Here is a 12657-nt window from a genome sequence, read left to right as displayed (position 1 = left end):
CGCGGGCGCCCGACGAGAGGCACGACGATGAGCGCACTGGTAGGCGTGATCATGGGCTCCAAGTCCGACTGGTCCACCCTGAGCCACACCGCCGAGATGCTGGAAAAGCTGGGCATTCCCCATGAAGTGACGGTGGTGTCCGCCCACCGCACCCCCGACCTGCTCTTCCAGTACGCCGAACAGGCTGAAGCGCGCGGCCTGCGCGTGATCATCGCCGGTGCCGGCGGTGCCGCCCACCTGCCGGGCATGTGCGCCGCCAAGACCCATCTGCCGGTGCTCGGCGTGCCGGTGCAGTCGTCGATGCTCTCCGGGGTCGATTCGCTGTTGTCCATCGTGCAGATGCCGGCCGGCGTGCCGGTCGCCACCCTGGCCATCGGCAAGGCCGGCGCGATCAACGCCGCGCTGCTCTCGGCGAGCATCCTCGGCCATGAATTCCCCGAGTATCACCAAGCGCTGAAGAAATTCCGTGACGAGCAGACCCAGACGGTGCTCGATAATCCGGACCCGCGCGGTTGAGCCGGAATTTAACTTTGCTTCCCAGCGCTGCGCCCGCCGCGCGCTGGATCTGCCGCCTTAGTGAAGGGCCGTTGATATGAAAATTGGTGTGATCGGTGGCGGCCAGCTGGGCCGCATGCTGGCCCTGGCGGGCACTCCGCTGGGCATGAGCTTCGCCTTCCTCGACCCCGCGCCGGACGCCTGCGCCCAGGCCCTCGGCGAGCACATCCGCGCCGACTACGACGACAAGGATCACCTGCGCCGGCTGGCCGACGAGGTGGACCTGGTCACTTTCGAATTCGAGAGCGTGCCGGCCGAGACGGTGGCCTTCCTCTCGCAGTTCGTGCCGGTCTACCCGAGCGCCGAATCGCTGCGCATCGCTCGCGATCGCTGGTTCGAGAAATCCATGTTCAAGGAGCTCGGCATTCCCACCCCGGAGTTCGCCGACATCCAGTCCCAGGCCGATCTCGACGCCGCGGTAGCCGGCATCGGCCTGCCCGCCGTGCTCAAGACCCGTACCCTGGGCTATGACGGCAAGGGCCAGAAGCTGCTGCGCAAGCCGGCCGATGTTGCCGGTGCATTCGCCGAGCTGGGCAGCGTCCCGTGCATCCTGGAAGGTTTCGTGCCGTTCACCGGCGAAGTCTCGCTGATCGCCGTGCGTGGCCGCGATGGCGAAACCTGCTTCTACCCGCTGGTGCACAACAGCCACGAGAGCGGCATCCTGCGGTTGTCGGTGGCCAGCAGCAACCATCCGTTGCAGGCGCTGGCCGAGGACTATGTCGGTCGCGTGCTCGCGAAGCTCGACTACGTCGGCGTGCTGGCCTTCGAATTCTTCGAGGTGGACGGCGGGCTGAAGGCCAACGAGATCGCCCCGCGTGTGCACAACTCCGGCCACTGGACCATCGAAGGTGCCGAGTGCAGCCAGTTCGAGAACCACCTGCGTGCCGTCGCCGGCCTGCCGCTGGGCTCGACCGCCAAGCTGGGCGAGAGCGCCATGCTCAACTTCATCGGCGAAGTGCCGCCGGTGGACAAGGTGATCGCCATCGAGGATTGCCACCTGCACCACTACGGCAAGGCCTTCAAGGCCGGACGCAAGGTCGGCCATGCGACGCTGCGTTGCCCTGATCGCGCCACGCTGGACCGCCAGATCACCGCAGTAGAGACGCTGATCCCGCACTCTTGACGCCCGGCCGTCCGGCGACGGCGAACGGCGGTAGCCCCCTCGGGTCCATTGGTTACCCACCTTTCGGACCTGAGGAGCACAACCATGGGCATCATCGGCACCATCATCATCGGCCTGATCGTCGGCCTCGTTGCGCGTTTCCTGAAGCCGGGCGACGACAGCATGGGCTGGATCATGACCATCCTGCTGGGTATCGGCGGCTCGCTGCTGGCGACCTACGGCGGCCAGGCGCTCGGCCTGTACCAGGCGGGCGAGGGCGCAGGCTTTATCGGCGCCGTGGTCGGTGCGATCATCCTGCTGGTGATCTACGGCATGGTCACCAGCCGCAAGCACTGACCCGCCGCGGGGCCGCGCCCTGCGGCCCCGTTCCCTTCTCACGTAGTGACCTCATGCGTTCATTTCTCGCCTCGTTGTTCTGCTGTTTCGCCCTCGTTGCCACCGTTCATGCCGTGCCATCGGAACTCGACTGGCTGGAACTGATGCCGCCCGAGGATCGCCAGGCGCTGGAGGAGATGCCGGAAATCGACCACGCGACGCCCGAGGACCTGGGCTTCAGCGATCAGGGCGGGCTCAAGCAGGAGGCCGGGCTGCCGCCGGTGATGTACTCGGCCAAGACGGTCGCCGAGCTGAACGGCCGCGAGATCCGCCTCGGCGGTTACCCGGTGCCGCTGGAAAGCGACGCCCGCGGACGCAGCACCGAGTTCTTCCTCGTGCCCTATCCGGGCGCCTGCATTCACGTGCCGCCGCCGCCACCGAACCAGATCGTGCTGGTGCGTTACCCCAAGGGCATCGCCCTGGAGGACATCTACGCGCCGCTGTGGGTCGACGGTCGCCTGCAGATCGAGCCGGTCAGCAACGACCTGGCCGATGCCGCCTATGTCCTGGAAGCGGCGGCGGTCGAGCTGGTCGACGAAAGCGACCTCTGAGCCGCAGGTCATGGCGCTGCCCACCGAACTCCGTCAGGCGCTACGTGAGCTGGCTGCGCACACCGAAGGCATCGATCTGCCGGTCTACCAGGCATTCGAACGTGATCCGCTGGAACCCATCATCGGGCTTGGCGACGCTGACGCACCGCTCTGCTTCTTCGGCCGCGACCCGGGCCGCGAGGAGGTGCGTCATGGCGAACCCTTCATTGGGTCCGGCGGACAGATCGTCCGGCGCGTGCTCTATCGCCACCTGCATGGCGCTGAAATGCCGGACTTCGAGGCGGGACGGGCGCTGGGGCGGCACTACTTCTGGATCAACACCGTGCCGTACAAGCCCATCGGCAACAAGGCCTGGTCCATGGCGGTGAAGCGCCGCTTCCAGCCGCTGATGCGCCAGTTGCTGATCGACAGCTGGCATGGCCGGCATATCGTCACTCTCGGTCGCGAGGCCTTTCTCTGGTTCGCCATCGGCCAGCCGCGCGAAGCGCGCCAGCGCCTGGAGGCGTTCTGGCAGCGTGAGGATCGCTTTACGGCCAACCTCGATATCGATCTGCAAGACGCGCAAGGCCATGCACGAACCTTCACCCTGCACCCGCTGCCGCACCCCTCACCGCTGAACCAGACCTGGTTCAAACGCTTCCCCGTGTTGCTGGAAGCGCGCCTGCGCCAGCTCGAGGCTAGTCGCTGACCTGATTGGCGAGCTGCCCGGCCTGCCAGGCAGCGACGTTGCCCAGGGTGGTGCCGGCGATGGCTGCCAGCGCCTCCTCGGTGAGGAAGGCCTGGTGGGCGGTGACGATCACGTTGGGGAACGACAGCAGCCGCGCCAGCACATCGTCCTGCAGCGGCAGGCCGGAGTGATCCTCGAAGAACAGCCCGGCTTCTTCCTCGTAGACATCCAGCCCCAGATAGCCGAGCTGGCCGCTCTTCAGCGCGCCGATCAGCGCCGGCGTGTCGATCAGCGCGCCGCGGCCGGTGTTGATCAGCATGGCGTGCGGTTTCATGGTCGCCAGGCTCTGCTGGTTGATCAGGTGACGGGTCTCTTCGGTGAGCGGGCAGTGCAGGCTGACGATATCGCTGCCGGCCAGTAGCTCGTCGATCGCCACGTAACGCATGCCGAGGCGCTCCAGCTCCGGGTTGGGGTAGGGGTCATAGAGCTGCACCTCGCAGCCGAAGCCCTGCATGATCCGCGCGAACACCGCGCCGATCTGCCCACTGCCGACCACGCCGACGCGCTTGCCGACCAGATCGAAGCCGGTCAGCCCCTGCAGCGAGAAGTTGCCTTCGCGGGTGCGGTTGTAGGCACGCGGCAGGCGGCGATTGAGCGCCAGGATCAGTGCCACGGTGTGCTCGGCCACGGCATGCGGCGAGTAGGCCGGCACCCGCACCACCGGTAGGCCGAGACGCCTGGCGCAGGGCAGATCGACATGGTTGTAGCCGGCCGAGCGCAGTGCGATCAGCCGCGTGCCGCCGGCCGCGAGCTGCTCCAGCACGGGGGCGGAGAGCACGTCGTTGACGAACGGGCAGACCACTTCGGCGCCCGTCGCCAGGGCCGCGGTGTCAGGGTCCAGGCGGGTCTCGAGAAAGTGCAGCTCGAAGCCATGGGCGTGGTTGGCGGCCTGGAAGCTGTCACGGTCATAGGGCTTGCTGCTGAACAGGGTGATGCGCATGGGAGCCTCGCGATAAGGGGCGACTGCCGACAGGGTGCGACAGTTGCCCGCCGCGGCCAAGTCGCTTCTGTCGCCCGATATGACCGGCGGCACGCATCAGCCTGCGCGCAGTGCCTGCCCCTTGGGCTGGAAGTACAGCGTGCTGCCGCGTTGCACGCCCACCAGGCTGGCGTGGTCGTTGCCGACCTCCGCTTCGATCGGCTCGGCTTGCCCTGCGACGTTCAGCGTGACGCGGGTCAGCGCGCCGAGCGGGCGGATGTCGCGCACCTCGCCGGCCAGGTGCTCGGCCACCGCTTCACGGCTCAGGGAAACCTCATGCGGGCGGAACAGTACGCTGCGCTGTTCGTCCAGCTGCAGGCGATTGGCGTCGCCGAGGAAGTGGTAGACGAACTCGCTGGCGGGGTTGGCGTACACCTCCGCCGGCGTGCCGATCTGCTCGATCACACCCTTGTTCATCACCACGATGCGATCGGCGACCTCCATCGCCTCCTCCTGGTCGTGGGTGACGAATACGGAGGTCAGGTGCACGTCCTCGTGCAGCCGCGCCAGCCAGCGGCGCAGTTCCTTGCGCACCTTGGCGTCCAGCGCGCCGAACGGCTCATCGAGCAGCAACACCTTGGGCTCCACTGCCAGCGCGCGGGCCAGGGCAATGCGCTGGCGCTGGCCACCGGAGAGCTGTTCGGGGTAACGGTCCGCGAGCCAGTCCAACTGCACCAGATTCAGTAACTCGTGCACCTTGGCGGCGATCACCGCTTCGTTCGGGCGCAGCTTCTTCGGCTTCATGCGCAGGCCGAAGGCCACGTTGTCGAACACCGTCATGTGGCGGAACAGTGCGTAATGCTGGAAGACGAAGCCGACGTTGCGGTCGCGCACATCGCGGCTGGAGACATCCTCGCCATGGAACACGATGCTGCCGCTGTCCGGCGTTTCCAGTCCGGCGATGATGCGCAGCAGGCTGGTCTTGCCGCAGCCGGACGGGCCGAGCAGGGCGACCAGTTCGCCGCTCTGGATGTGCAGGTCGATCGCCTGCAGCGCCTGGAACTGGCCGAAGCGCTTGTTGACGTCACGGACTTCGATACTCATGGCTGTGCTCCGGTTTTCAGGCGCGCGATGCGCGATTCGCTCCACTGCTTGAACAGCAGGATCACCAGCGCCAGGGCCAGCAGCAGGCTGGCCACGCTGAACGCGGCGACGTGGTTGTATTCGTTGTAGAGAATCTCGACGTGCAGCGGCAGGGTGTTGGTCAGCCCGCGGATATGCCCGGAGACCACCGACACCGCGCCGAACTCGCCCATTGCCCGCGCGGTGCAGAGCACCACGCCGTAGATCAGGCCCCATTTGATGTTCGGCAGGGTGATGTGCCAGAACATCTGCCAGCCGCTGGCGCCGAGCAGCCGCGCGGCTTCCTCTTCGGTACTGCCCTGCTCCTGCATCAGCGGGATCAGCTCGCGGGCGACGAAGGGCACGGTGACGAACAGCGTCGCCAGGACGATGCCCGGCACGGCGAAGACGATCTGGATATCGCGATCACTCAGCCACTCGCCGAAATAGCCCTGGGCGCCGAACAAGAGCACGTAGATCAGGCCGGCGATGACCGGGGAGACCGAGAACGGCAGGTCTATCAGGGTCACCAGCAGGCTCTTGCCGCGGAACTCGTACTTGCTCACGCACCAGGCGGCGGCGACGCCGAACACCAGATTGAGCGGCACCGAGATGCCCACGGCAAGCAGGGTGAGCTTGAGCGCGGCCAGGGCATCGGGCTCGAGGATCGCCGTGAAGAAAGTGCCGACCCCTTGCTTGAAGGCTTCGCCGAGGACGATCAACAGCGGCAGCAGAAGGAACAGCGCGAAGGTCAACCAGGCCGCGCCGATCAACAGGCGGCGGGCCGTTTGCTTGCCGCGACGGGTAGTGGTGGCGCGGGCATTCGCCGACACGGGCAGGGAAGCGGTAGTCATGCTGGCCTCCTCAGCCGTGGGCAATGCGGCGCTGCAGCAGGTTGATCGCCAGCAGCAGGATGAAAGACACCACCAGCATCAGCACGCCGATGGCCGTGGCGCCGGCGTAGTCGTACTGGTCCAGCTTGACCATGATCAGCAGCGGCAGGATCTCGGTCTTCATCGGCATGTTGCCGGCGATGAAGATCACCGAGCCGTACTCGCCGACGCCGCGGGCAAAGGCCAGGGCGAAGCCGGTCAGCCAGGCGGGCAGCAGCGCTGGCAGCAGCACATGGCGAACCACCTGCAGCGGACGCGCGCCAAGGCAGGCTGCGGCTTCTTCCACTTCACGCGGGATATCGGCGAGCACCGGCTGGAGGGTGCGCACCACGAAGGGCAGGGTCACGAAGGTCAGTGCCAGGGTGATGCCCTGCGGACTGTAGGCGATCTTGAAGCCCAGCTCGGTAGCGAACTGGCCGATCGGTCCGTTCGGCGCGTACAGCGCGGTGAGGGAAATGCCTGCCACCGCGGTCGGCAGGGCGAAGGGCAGGTCGATCATCGCCTCGATGACCTTGCGGCCGGGGAAGCGATAGCGCACCAGCACCCAGGCCAGCAGCGTGCCGATCACGCCATTGAGCACGGCGGCCGCGAAGGCGGTGCCGAAGCTCAGCTTGAGCGCCGCCAGCACGCGCGGCGCGCTGACGATGGCGATGAACTGCGCCCACGAGAGTTCGGTGGTCTTGAGAAACAGCGCACCCAGGGGAATCAGCACCAACAGGCTGAGGTACACCAGGGTGTAGCCCAGCGTCAGCCCGAAGCCGGGTATGACGGGGGAGGTTCGGCGGGACATGACTATTCCTTCGACAGGGCGGACAAGAATCCGCCGTGGTCATAGCGATCCGATTGAGGAGGTTTCGGCTGAAGCGTCACGAGGGCAGCTCAGACAAGGCGAAGACCGGCGAGGGCCGCGGAGTTTACGGGCTGTAAATGAGCAGGCCCGAGCCGGTCTTCAACGAAGTATGAGCAAGTGCAGTAGCTTCATTCGGCCTGATAGATCTGGTCGAAAACGCCGCCATCATTGAAGAACTTCGGTTGTGCGGCCTTCCAGCCACCAAAGTCCCCGTCGATGGTGACCAGCTTCAGCGCCGGGAACTGATCCTTGAATTCGGCCGCTACGGCCTCGTTGCGTGGCCGGTAGAAGTTCTTCGCCGCGATGCGCTGGCCTTCCTCGCTGTACAGGTAGTTCAGATAGGCCTCGGCCAGCGCCCGCGTGCCCTTGCGCTCGACGTTCTTGTCCACCACGGCCACCGGTGGCTCGGCAAGGATCGACAGCGAAGGCGCGATGATCTCGAAATCTTCACCGCCCTGTTCCTTCAGGGCCAGGAAGGCCTCGTTCTCCCAGGCCAGCAGCACGTCGCCGATGCCGTTGTTGACGAAGGTGACGGTCGAGCCGCGGGCGCCGGTATCGAGCACCGGCACATTCTTGTAGAGCCTCTCGACAAAGGCCTGGGCCTGCTGCTCGTCGCCGTATTTCTGCTGGGCGTAGGCCCAGGCGGCGAGGAAATTCCAGCGTGCGCCGCCGGAGGTCTTCGGGTTCGGCGTGATCACCTCGACGCCCGGCTTGACCAGGTTGTCCCAGTCCTTGATGCCCTTCGGATTGCCCTTGCGAACGAGGAACACGATGGTCGAGGTATAGGGCGTGCTGGCGTCCGGCAGGCGGGTCTGCCAATCCGCGGGGATCAGTTTGCCGAGGCGATGCAGCTCGTCGATATCGCCCGCCAGGGCCAGGGTCACCACATCGGCGCGCAGGCCGTCGATCACCGCGCGGGCCTGCTTGCCGGAGCCGCCATGGGACTGCTGGATCTTGATCGGCTCATGGCCCTGGGCCTGCCAGTGCTTGTTGAAGGCGTCGTTGAATTCCACATAGAGCTCGCGCGTCGGATCGTAGGACACGTTGAGCAGGGTATCGGCGGCCAGTGCGGGGCCGGCGATCAGCGCGCTCGCCAGGGCGGCGAGGGCGAAGCGACGAATGGACATGGTGCAGCTCCTGAAAAAACTAATTTGGTATGTGTTGGCGCTTCAGGGGCGGTCGCTGAAACGACGCTGGAAGACAGGCAGGGCGAGGCAGAAGCAGCCCGGCGGGTTGCAACCTGGTCTAGCTGTGTCAGGTGGTTTTCAGTGACTCGATTAATTAGCTCCGCATTCGCGGGCGACAGCTGCAGTACCGGTGCGTGTTCATGGTCTCGGCTCGTTTCATGGTCACGCCCTCCGGTGGTCCAGTCGGGCTGATGGATGGGGTAGTCGGGGTCAGGCGTTCTTGCCGGTCGGCTGCAGGCGGAACTTCTCCTTGCGCTCGATCTGCACGACCTGGCCGTTGTGCACGGTGATTTCAACCGAGCCGAACTTGAGGCCGCTCAGGGCACTGTGGATCTCGCGCAGGATGCTGGCTTCGTCCTGCCCCTCGAGGTTGCGAATGGTCGCGGTCATTGCTGTTCTCCGTGAAAGCCTTTCGTGACGACCGGAACGGCCGTAGCCAGCAAGGCGTGAGCGGATCATAGGTGCGGGCGAAATATTCTTAAAAATATTGTTTAATAACATTTATAGATCGGTATGGAATAAGAAGACGACTCTTTATCAGGCGGTCAGATAGGCTGAAAAAGAATAAATAAAGAATTCGTTATTCTTTTTAAGTTGTTCGATCTGCTGTCTAGACTGGCCGTCATGAATCACAGGAGGCGCCGATATGCGCAGCATCCGATATCTGATCGTGCCGGGCTGGCACGGCTCGCCCGATGAGCACTGGCAGAGCCATTGGCAACGCACCCTGCCGGGCAGCGCCCGAGTGGAGCAGCAGGACTGGCTCCTTCCGCGTCGTGAAGACTGGGTCGCCGAGCTGCAGCGCAGCATTGCCGCCCATGCCGAACCGGTCATTCTGGTGGCGCACAGCCTGGGCTGCATCACGGTTGCGCACTGGGCGGCTCAGGCGCCTGCGCAGCTGCTGCAACGGGTGCGCGGCGCCCTGCTGGTGGCCCCCGCGGATGTCGAACGCAGCGGCTGCCCGGAACCCTTGCGCAACTTCGCCCCGATCCCTCGCCAGCCTTTGCCATTCGCCAGCCTGCTGATCGGCTCGGACAACGACACTGCCGCCAGTGCCGCGCGTGCCGTCGAGATGGGCCACGCCTGGGGCAGCGAGACCACGATCCTGGCCGGCGCCGGGCATATCAACGTGGCCTCCGGACATCGGCGCTGGGAGCAGGGCTTCGCCAGCCTGTACCGCTTGCAGAGCCGGATCGAGCGACAGGCGCAACGGCGCGCCTGAACCGCTATCAACCAATGCCGCAACCAATGCAAGAAAGGAGAACGAAGATGAGCATCCGCCTCGGCGACATCGCCCCCGATTTCGAACAGGACTCCAGCGAAGGCCGCATCCGCTTCCACGAGTGGCTGGGTGACAGCTGGGGTGTGCTGTTCTCGCACCCGGCCGACTTTACCCCGGTGTGCACCACCGAACTGGGCTTCACCGCCAAGCTGAAGGACGAGTTCGCCAAGCGCAACGTCAAGGCCATCGCCCTGTCCGTGGACCCGGTGGATTCGCACATCAAGTGGATCGACGACATCAACGAGACGCAGAACACCCGCGTCAACTTCCCGATCCTGGCTGATGCCGACCGCAAGGTCTCCGAGCTGTATGACCTGATTCATCCCAACGCCAACGACACCCTGACGGTGCGCTCATTGTTCGTCATCGACCCGAACAAGAAGGTGCGTCTGACCATCACCTACCCGGCGAGCACCGGGCGCAACTTCCACGAGATCCTGCGGGTAATCGATTCGCTGCAACTGACCGACAACCACAAGGTCGCGACCCCGGCCAACTGGCAGGACGGCGACGAGGTGGTGATCGTGCCCTCGCTCAAGGACGAGGAGGAGATCAAGCAGCGCTTTCCCAAGGGCTATCGCGCGGTCAAGCCGTACCTGCGCCTGACGCCGCAGCCCAATCGCTGAGACAGGATCCCGGCTGGGAGGTTAAGTCTTGGTCAGCCCTCGCTGCGACGCGGATCGGCACTGCGCGGGTAGGTGCGCTCTTCCTGGATGGTGCCGTCCTTCTTGTGGATCTTTACCGAAGCCGTCCTGCCTTCGAGAAAGGCCGCGGTGACCTGCAGCATCTCGTCCTTGGTGGCAGCGGTCTTCGAGGCGCGGGTCGCCCCTTGCTTGCGCAGTTCCCAGCCCGAATCGGTGACATTGATGTGGTAGTTGTCCATGCATGAGTCCTCCGCTGTGGGTTGCGGTTTAGAGTGCTAGACAGAACAGGGGTTCGCTAAGACGGGGCACCGCAGCGCCGTCGTGCGCCAACTGCTAGCCTGGCCGCTTCCAGCCGCCAGGGCCGAGCTCATGCCGACACACGCCCAGTTGCGCGACATCATCGCCGCCGATCCGCTGCGCATGCGCTGCCTTGCCCACGACAGGGCGCTCGCCTTGCCGGATTGCCGGCTGACATCGACGTCATCTGGTTCGACCGGGGGCGCTGCGACGCGGCGGCGGACGCCGAGATCGAAGCGAGATTGCGGCGTGCCGACGCCTCGCTCGAATGGTCGGTGAAGAACCAGGCGCGCATGCATCTGCACAACGGCGATCGGCCCTATAGGACCGCAGCAGACGCGATGTGCCATTGGCCGGAAACGGCCACGGCCATCGGGGTCAGACTGAGCGAGGAAGGCGAGATCGAGGTCGCCACCCCCCTGGGTCTGGACGACCTTTTCGCTCTGATCGTCCGTCCCACCGCGGCCTTTCGTGGCCGTAAACGGCAGGTCCATCTCGATCGCCTGGCCGCGAAGCGCTGGTCCGAAACCTGGCCGGACCTGCGCATCGTGCAAGGCTGAGCGCCGCGACGCTTGGCGTTCTAGATGAAGGCCTGCCGCGCGACGCCACGTGGCTGGCGGTTGCGTCCCGGCAGCTGCTCGAGGCGCTTGTGCCATTCGGCACGCACGGACGGAACGGCAACCGGCTTCGCTGCCGCGTCGGGCGCAGTCGGAGCGGCCTTGATTGTCGCTGCGGGTGTTCGCGTGCTCGCCGGCTTCACCGCCGCAGTGGGAGCAGTGGTTGCAGTCATCGCGACCGCCGCGGGTGCAACCGCCACTGTCTTCGCCGCCTTTGCGGCAGCCCGCAGTTCGGCAAGGCTCGGTGTCTTGCGTACAGGCTCGCTTACCGCCTTTTCCACGCTGCGCAGGCACAGCTTGCAGGAAACCTGAGTGGCGTCCGCCGAACTGTTCAGGCTCGATCCCGTGCGCCCACATGCGACATTGCCATTGGAGGCGGAGTAATGAATCACCAACGTTCTGTCTCCTGATTTTGGGGCGCGGGATTCTACACGCTCATGTCCAGGAGGCAACGCGGCGGGCGAAACTTACAGGTGGGCGCCCATGCCAGTGCGCCGCGCAGTAACGAAAAAGGCCCGCATTTCTGCGAGCCTTTCACTTCCCCCGGCCTACAACCCGGTGTGGCATCTATCAGCCGAGCGATTCGTCGAAGTAGTCGCTGTCGAGCCTCGGCACCTTGTAGAGCTGCGAGCTGACGCCAACCTCGTGATCGAGCATCAGGTTGACCAGGCGCTTGCCGTCGACCAGCACCAGGCCTTCAACCGAGCGTGCGAAGTCGATGGCCTGGGCGGTGAAGCCTGAGGTGGTCATGAACACGCCGCGTCGCGCTTTCTGCCCGGCCAGGGCGCCGTAGAAGGCCTGCAATTCGGGGCGGCCGACCGTGCTCTGCCAGCGCTTGGCCTGCACATAGACCTTCTCCAGCCCCAGCGCATCGAGCGAGATCACCCCGTCGATGCCGCCGTCACCGCTGCCGCCCACCTGCTGCAGCGCCTGGCGGTTGGCGCCGTAGCCCAGGCTATGCAGCACGTCGAGCACGATATGCTCGAAGCGCGTCGGGCTGGCCTGCAGCAGACTATCCAGCAGATCACCGGCGACGCTGGTGCGCAGCTCGAGCAGCGCCTGATCCAGCCGCTCCTGTGGGCTGCTGGTGGCAATTTCTGCCTGGGTGATCAGCGCTTGTGTGTCGCTGCTCTCATCCAGCGAGGCGGCGTCCGGCGCCGGCTTCAGCTTCACGCTCATGTAGCTCATCGCCAGATGCTTGACCTGCTCTGGGCTCAGCGGTGCCGGGTTGCTTTACGCGAAGGCAAGTCCGTCGCCCGTCAGTTTCCAGTAGCCATGCTTGGCGCTGTTGGAAAAGCCGGCGCGCTTGAGGCGGTCATGCGCCCAGCCTGCACGGTTCTTGTAGGTGGCCTGGCCGCTGTTGGTGGTTTCCTGCCGCTGCGCCTCGCTCAGGCCCAATGCCTGGGCAGCCGCTTCGTGGGCCTCGCTCGCCGTGGCGCCCTCCGGGTGGGCGGCGAGAAAACGCAGGATGGGTTCGATGAACTGATCGTAGGTCGGCACGGACATGGTTCGTTT

General features: G+C 65.3%; 17 protein-coding genes and 1 pseudogene. 8 read left to right on the top strand and 10 right to left on the bottom strand.

The features are described from left to right. Nucleotides 1–27 precede the first annotated feature (27 nt). From purE to ACX1DW_RS16000, 5 genes are all read left to right on the top strand, one after another. Nucleotides 28–516: a 5-(carboxyamino)imidazole ribonucleotide mutase gene (gene purE / locus ACX1DW_RS16020; RefSeq protein WP_003297758.1), complete on the top strand. Its 489-nt coding sequence runs from the start codon at nucleotides 28–30 to the stop codon at nucleotides 514–516. A gap of 76 nt (nucleotides 517–592) precedes the next feature. After that, on the top strand, nucleotides 593–1678 hold the full coding sequence (locus tag ACX1DW_RS16015) for a 5-(carboxyamino)imidazole ribonucleotide synthase (RefSeq protein WP_458991880.1): 1086 nt from the start codon (nucleotides 593–595) through the stop codon (nucleotides 1676–1678). Nucleotides 1679–1762: 84 nt separating this feature from the next. Next, a complete protein-coding gene (locus tag ACX1DW_RS16010; protein WP_013981402.1) occupies nucleotides 1763–2014 on the top strand; it encodes a GlsB/YeaQ/YmgE family stress response membrane protein in 252 nt (83 codons plus the stop codon). A gap of 53 nt (nucleotides 2015–2067) precedes the next feature. After that, nucleotides 2068–2604 (top strand): DUF3299 domain-containing protein, encoded by a 537-nt coding sequence (locus ACX1DW_RS16005; RefSeq protein ID WP_458991879.1) that lies wholly within the window; start codon nucleotides 2068–2070, stop codon nucleotides 2602–2604. A 10-nt stretch (nucleotides 2605–2614) separates the two neighbouring features. Further along, nucleotides 2615–3292, top strand: a complete 678-nt coding sequence (locus ACX1DW_RS16000) for a uracil-DNA glycosylase family protein (RefSeq protein WP_458991878.1) — start codon at nucleotides 2615–2617, stop codon at nucleotides 3290–3292. Here ACX1DW_RS16000 and ACX1DW_RS15995 read toward each other — a convergent pair. The 6 genes from ACX1DW_RS15995 to oscA form a co-directional block, all read right to left on the bottom strand. After that, on the bottom strand, nucleotides 3282–4271 hold the full coding sequence (locus tag ACX1DW_RS15995; RefSeq protein ID WP_458991877.1) for a 2-hydroxyacid dehydrogenase: 990 nt from the start codon (nucleotides 4269–4271) through the stop codon (nucleotides 3282–3284). The two genes, ACX1DW_RS16000 and ACX1DW_RS15995, sit on opposite strands and share 11 nt — an antisense overlap. 96 nt (nucleotides 4272–4367) lie before the next feature. Further along, a complete protein-coding gene (locus ACX1DW_RS15990) occupies nucleotides 4368–5354 on the bottom strand; it encodes a sulfate/molybdate ABC transporter ATP-binding protein (protein ID WP_283269871.1) in 987 nt (328 codons plus the stop codon). Then, nucleotides 5351–6226: a sulfate ABC transporter permease subunit CysW gene (cysW, locus tag ACX1DW_RS15985; RefSeq protein WP_458991876.1), complete on the bottom strand. Its 876-nt coding sequence runs from the start codon at nucleotides 6224–6226 to the stop codon at nucleotides 5351–5353. Before cysW ends, ACX1DW_RS15990 begins: the two co-directional genes overlap by 4 nt. A gap of 10 nt (nucleotides 6227–6236) precedes the next feature. Further along, nucleotides 6237–7055: a sulfate ABC transporter permease subunit CysT gene (gene cysT, locus ACX1DW_RS15980; protein WP_458991875.1), complete on the bottom strand. Its 819-nt coding sequence runs from the start codon at nucleotides 7053–7055 to the stop codon at nucleotides 6237–6239. Between the two features lie 188 nt (nucleotides 7056–7243). Further along, nucleotides 7244–8242 (bottom strand): sulfate ABC transporter substrate-binding protein, encoded by a 999-nt coding sequence (locus ACX1DW_RS15975; RefSeq protein ID WP_458991874.1) that lies wholly within the window; start codon nucleotides 8240–8242, stop codon nucleotides 7244–7246. A gap of 270 nt (nucleotides 8243–8512) precedes the next feature. Continuing rightward, nucleotides 8513–8692 carry a sulfur starvation response protein OscA gene (gene oscA, locus ACX1DW_RS15970; protein WP_011911457.1) on the bottom strand — a complete coding sequence of 60 codons (180 nt, stop codon included), beginning with the start codon at nucleotides 8690–8692 and terminating at the stop codon, nucleotides 8513–8515. A gap of 256 nt (nucleotides 8693–8948) precedes the next feature. On the opposite strand from oscA, the gene ACX1DW_RS15965 reads away from it, so the two are divergent. After that, complete coding sequence (locus ACX1DW_RS15965) at nucleotides 8949–9524, top strand: RBBP9/YdeN family alpha/beta hydrolase (RefSeq protein ID WP_011911458.1); 576 nt, start codon at nucleotides 8949–8951, stop codon at nucleotides 9522–9524. 47 nt (nucleotides 9525–9571) lie between these two features. Continuing rightward, nucleotides 9572–10210 carry a peroxiredoxin gene (locus ACX1DW_RS15960; RefSeq protein ID WP_003284022.1) on the top strand — a complete coding sequence of 213 codons (639 nt, stop codon included), beginning with the start codon at nucleotides 9572–9574 and terminating at the stop codon, nucleotides 10208–10210. Nucleotides 10211–10242: 32 nt separating this feature from the next. On the opposite strand, the gene ACX1DW_RS15955 is transcribed toward ACX1DW_RS15960, so the two are convergent. After that, entirely contained in the window at nucleotides 10243–10467 is a 225-nt protein-coding gene (locus tag ACX1DW_RS15955) for a DUF2188 domain-containing protein (RefSeq protein WP_003284021.1), read from the bottom strand. 130 nt (nucleotides 10468–10597) lie between these two features. Between ACX1DW_RS15955 and ACX1DW_RS15950 the strand changes: the two are divergent. Further along, nucleotides 10598–11085 (top strand): annotated as a pseudogene (locus tag ACX1DW_RS15950) (nucleotidyltransferase family protein). A 20-nt stretch (nucleotides 11086–11105) separates the two neighbouring features. On the opposite strand, the gene ACX1DW_RS15945 reads toward ACX1DW_RS15950, so the two are convergent. From ACX1DW_RS15945 to ACX1DW_RS15935, 3 genes are all read right to left on the bottom strand, one after another. After that, nucleotides 11106–11537 (bottom strand): hypothetical protein, encoded by a 432-nt coding sequence (locus ACX1DW_RS15945; protein WP_458991873.1) that lies wholly within the window; start codon nucleotides 11535–11537, stop codon nucleotides 11106–11108. Nucleotides 11538–11712: 175 nt separating this feature from the next. Further along, a complete protein-coding gene (locus ACX1DW_RS15940; RefSeq protein ID WP_458991872.1) occupies nucleotides 11713–12321 on the bottom strand; it encodes a restriction endonuclease in 609 nt (202 codons plus the stop codon). Between the two features lie 54 nt (nucleotides 12322–12375). Next, entirely contained in the window at nucleotides 12376–12648 is a 273-nt protein-coding gene (locus ACX1DW_RS15935) for a winged helix-turn-helix domain-containing protein (RefSeq protein WP_458991871.1), read from the bottom strand. Nucleotides 12649–12657 lie beyond the last annotated feature (9 nt).

The organism is Stutzerimonas sp. KH-1 (assembly GCF_054483855.1).
The sequence above is the reverse complement of the archived record's forward strand: the minus strand, read 5'-3'. Positions and strand labels throughout refer to the sequence as shown.

Bases quoted from the DNA above. Each gene is read 5' to 3' on its own strand.
- ACX1DW_RS15975 (WP_458991874.1), bottom strand. From the start codon at position 8,242: ATGTCCATTCGTCGCTTCGCCCTCGCCGCCCTGGCGAGCGCGCTGATC.
- ACX1DW_RS15990 (WP_283269871.1), bottom strand. From the start codon at position 5,354: ATGAGTATCGAAGTCCGTGACGTCAACAAGCGCTTCGGCCAGTTCCAG.
- ACX1DW_RS15940 (WP_458991872.1), bottom strand. From the start codon at position 12,321: ATGAGCGTGAAGCTGAAGCCGGCGCCGGACGCCGCCTCGCTGGATGAG.
- ACX1DW_RS15955 (WP_003284021.1), bottom strand. From the start codon at position 10,467: ATGGACAACTACCACATCAATGTCACCGATTCGGGCTGGGAACTGCGC.
- ACX1DW_RS16015 (WP_458991880.1), top strand. From the start codon at position 593: ATGAAAATTGGTGTGATCGGTGGCGGCCAGCTGGGCCGCATGCTGGCC.
- oscA (WP_011911457.1), bottom strand. From the start codon at position 8,692: ATGACCGCGACCATTCGCAACCTCGAGGGGCAGGACGAAGCCAGCATC.
- purE (WP_003297758.1), top strand. From the start codon at position 28: ATGAGCGCACTGGTAGGCGTGATCATGGGCTCCAAGTCCGACTGGTCC.
- ACX1DW_RS16000 (WP_458991878.1), top strand. From the start codon at position 2,615: ATGGCGCTGCCCACCGAACTCCGTCAGGCGCTACGTGAGCTGGCTGCG.
- cysW (WP_458991876.1), bottom strand. From the start codon at position 6,226: ATGACTACCGCTTCCCTGCCCGTGTCGGCGAATGCCCGCGCCACCACT.
- ACX1DW_RS15995 (WP_458991877.1), bottom strand. From the start codon at position 4,271: ATGCGCATCACCCTGTTCAGCAGCAAGCCCTATGACCGTGACAGCTTC.
- ACX1DW_RS15935 (WP_458991871.1), bottom strand. From the start codon at position 12,648: ATGTCCGTGCCGACCTACGATCAGTTCATCGAACCCATCCTGCGTTTT.
- ACX1DW_RS15965 (WP_011911458.1), top strand. From the start codon at position 8,949: ATGCGCAGCATCCGATATCTGATCGTGCCGGGCTGGCACGGCTCGCCC.
- ACX1DW_RS16005 (WP_458991879.1), top strand. From the start codon at position 2,068: ATGCGTTCATTTCTCGCCTCGTTGTTCTGCTGTTTCGCCCTCGTTGCC.
- ACX1DW_RS15960 (WP_003284022.1), top strand. From the start codon at position 9,572: ATGAGCATCCGCCTCGGCGACATCGCCCCCGATTTCGAACAGGACTCC.
- cysT (WP_458991875.1), bottom strand. From the start codon at position 7,055: ATGTCCCGCCGAACCTCCCCCGTCATACCCGGCTTCGGGCTGACGCTG.
- ACX1DW_RS16010 (WP_013981402.1), top strand. From the start codon at position 1,763: ATGGGCATCATCGGCACCATCATCATCGGCCTGATCGTCGGCCTCGTT.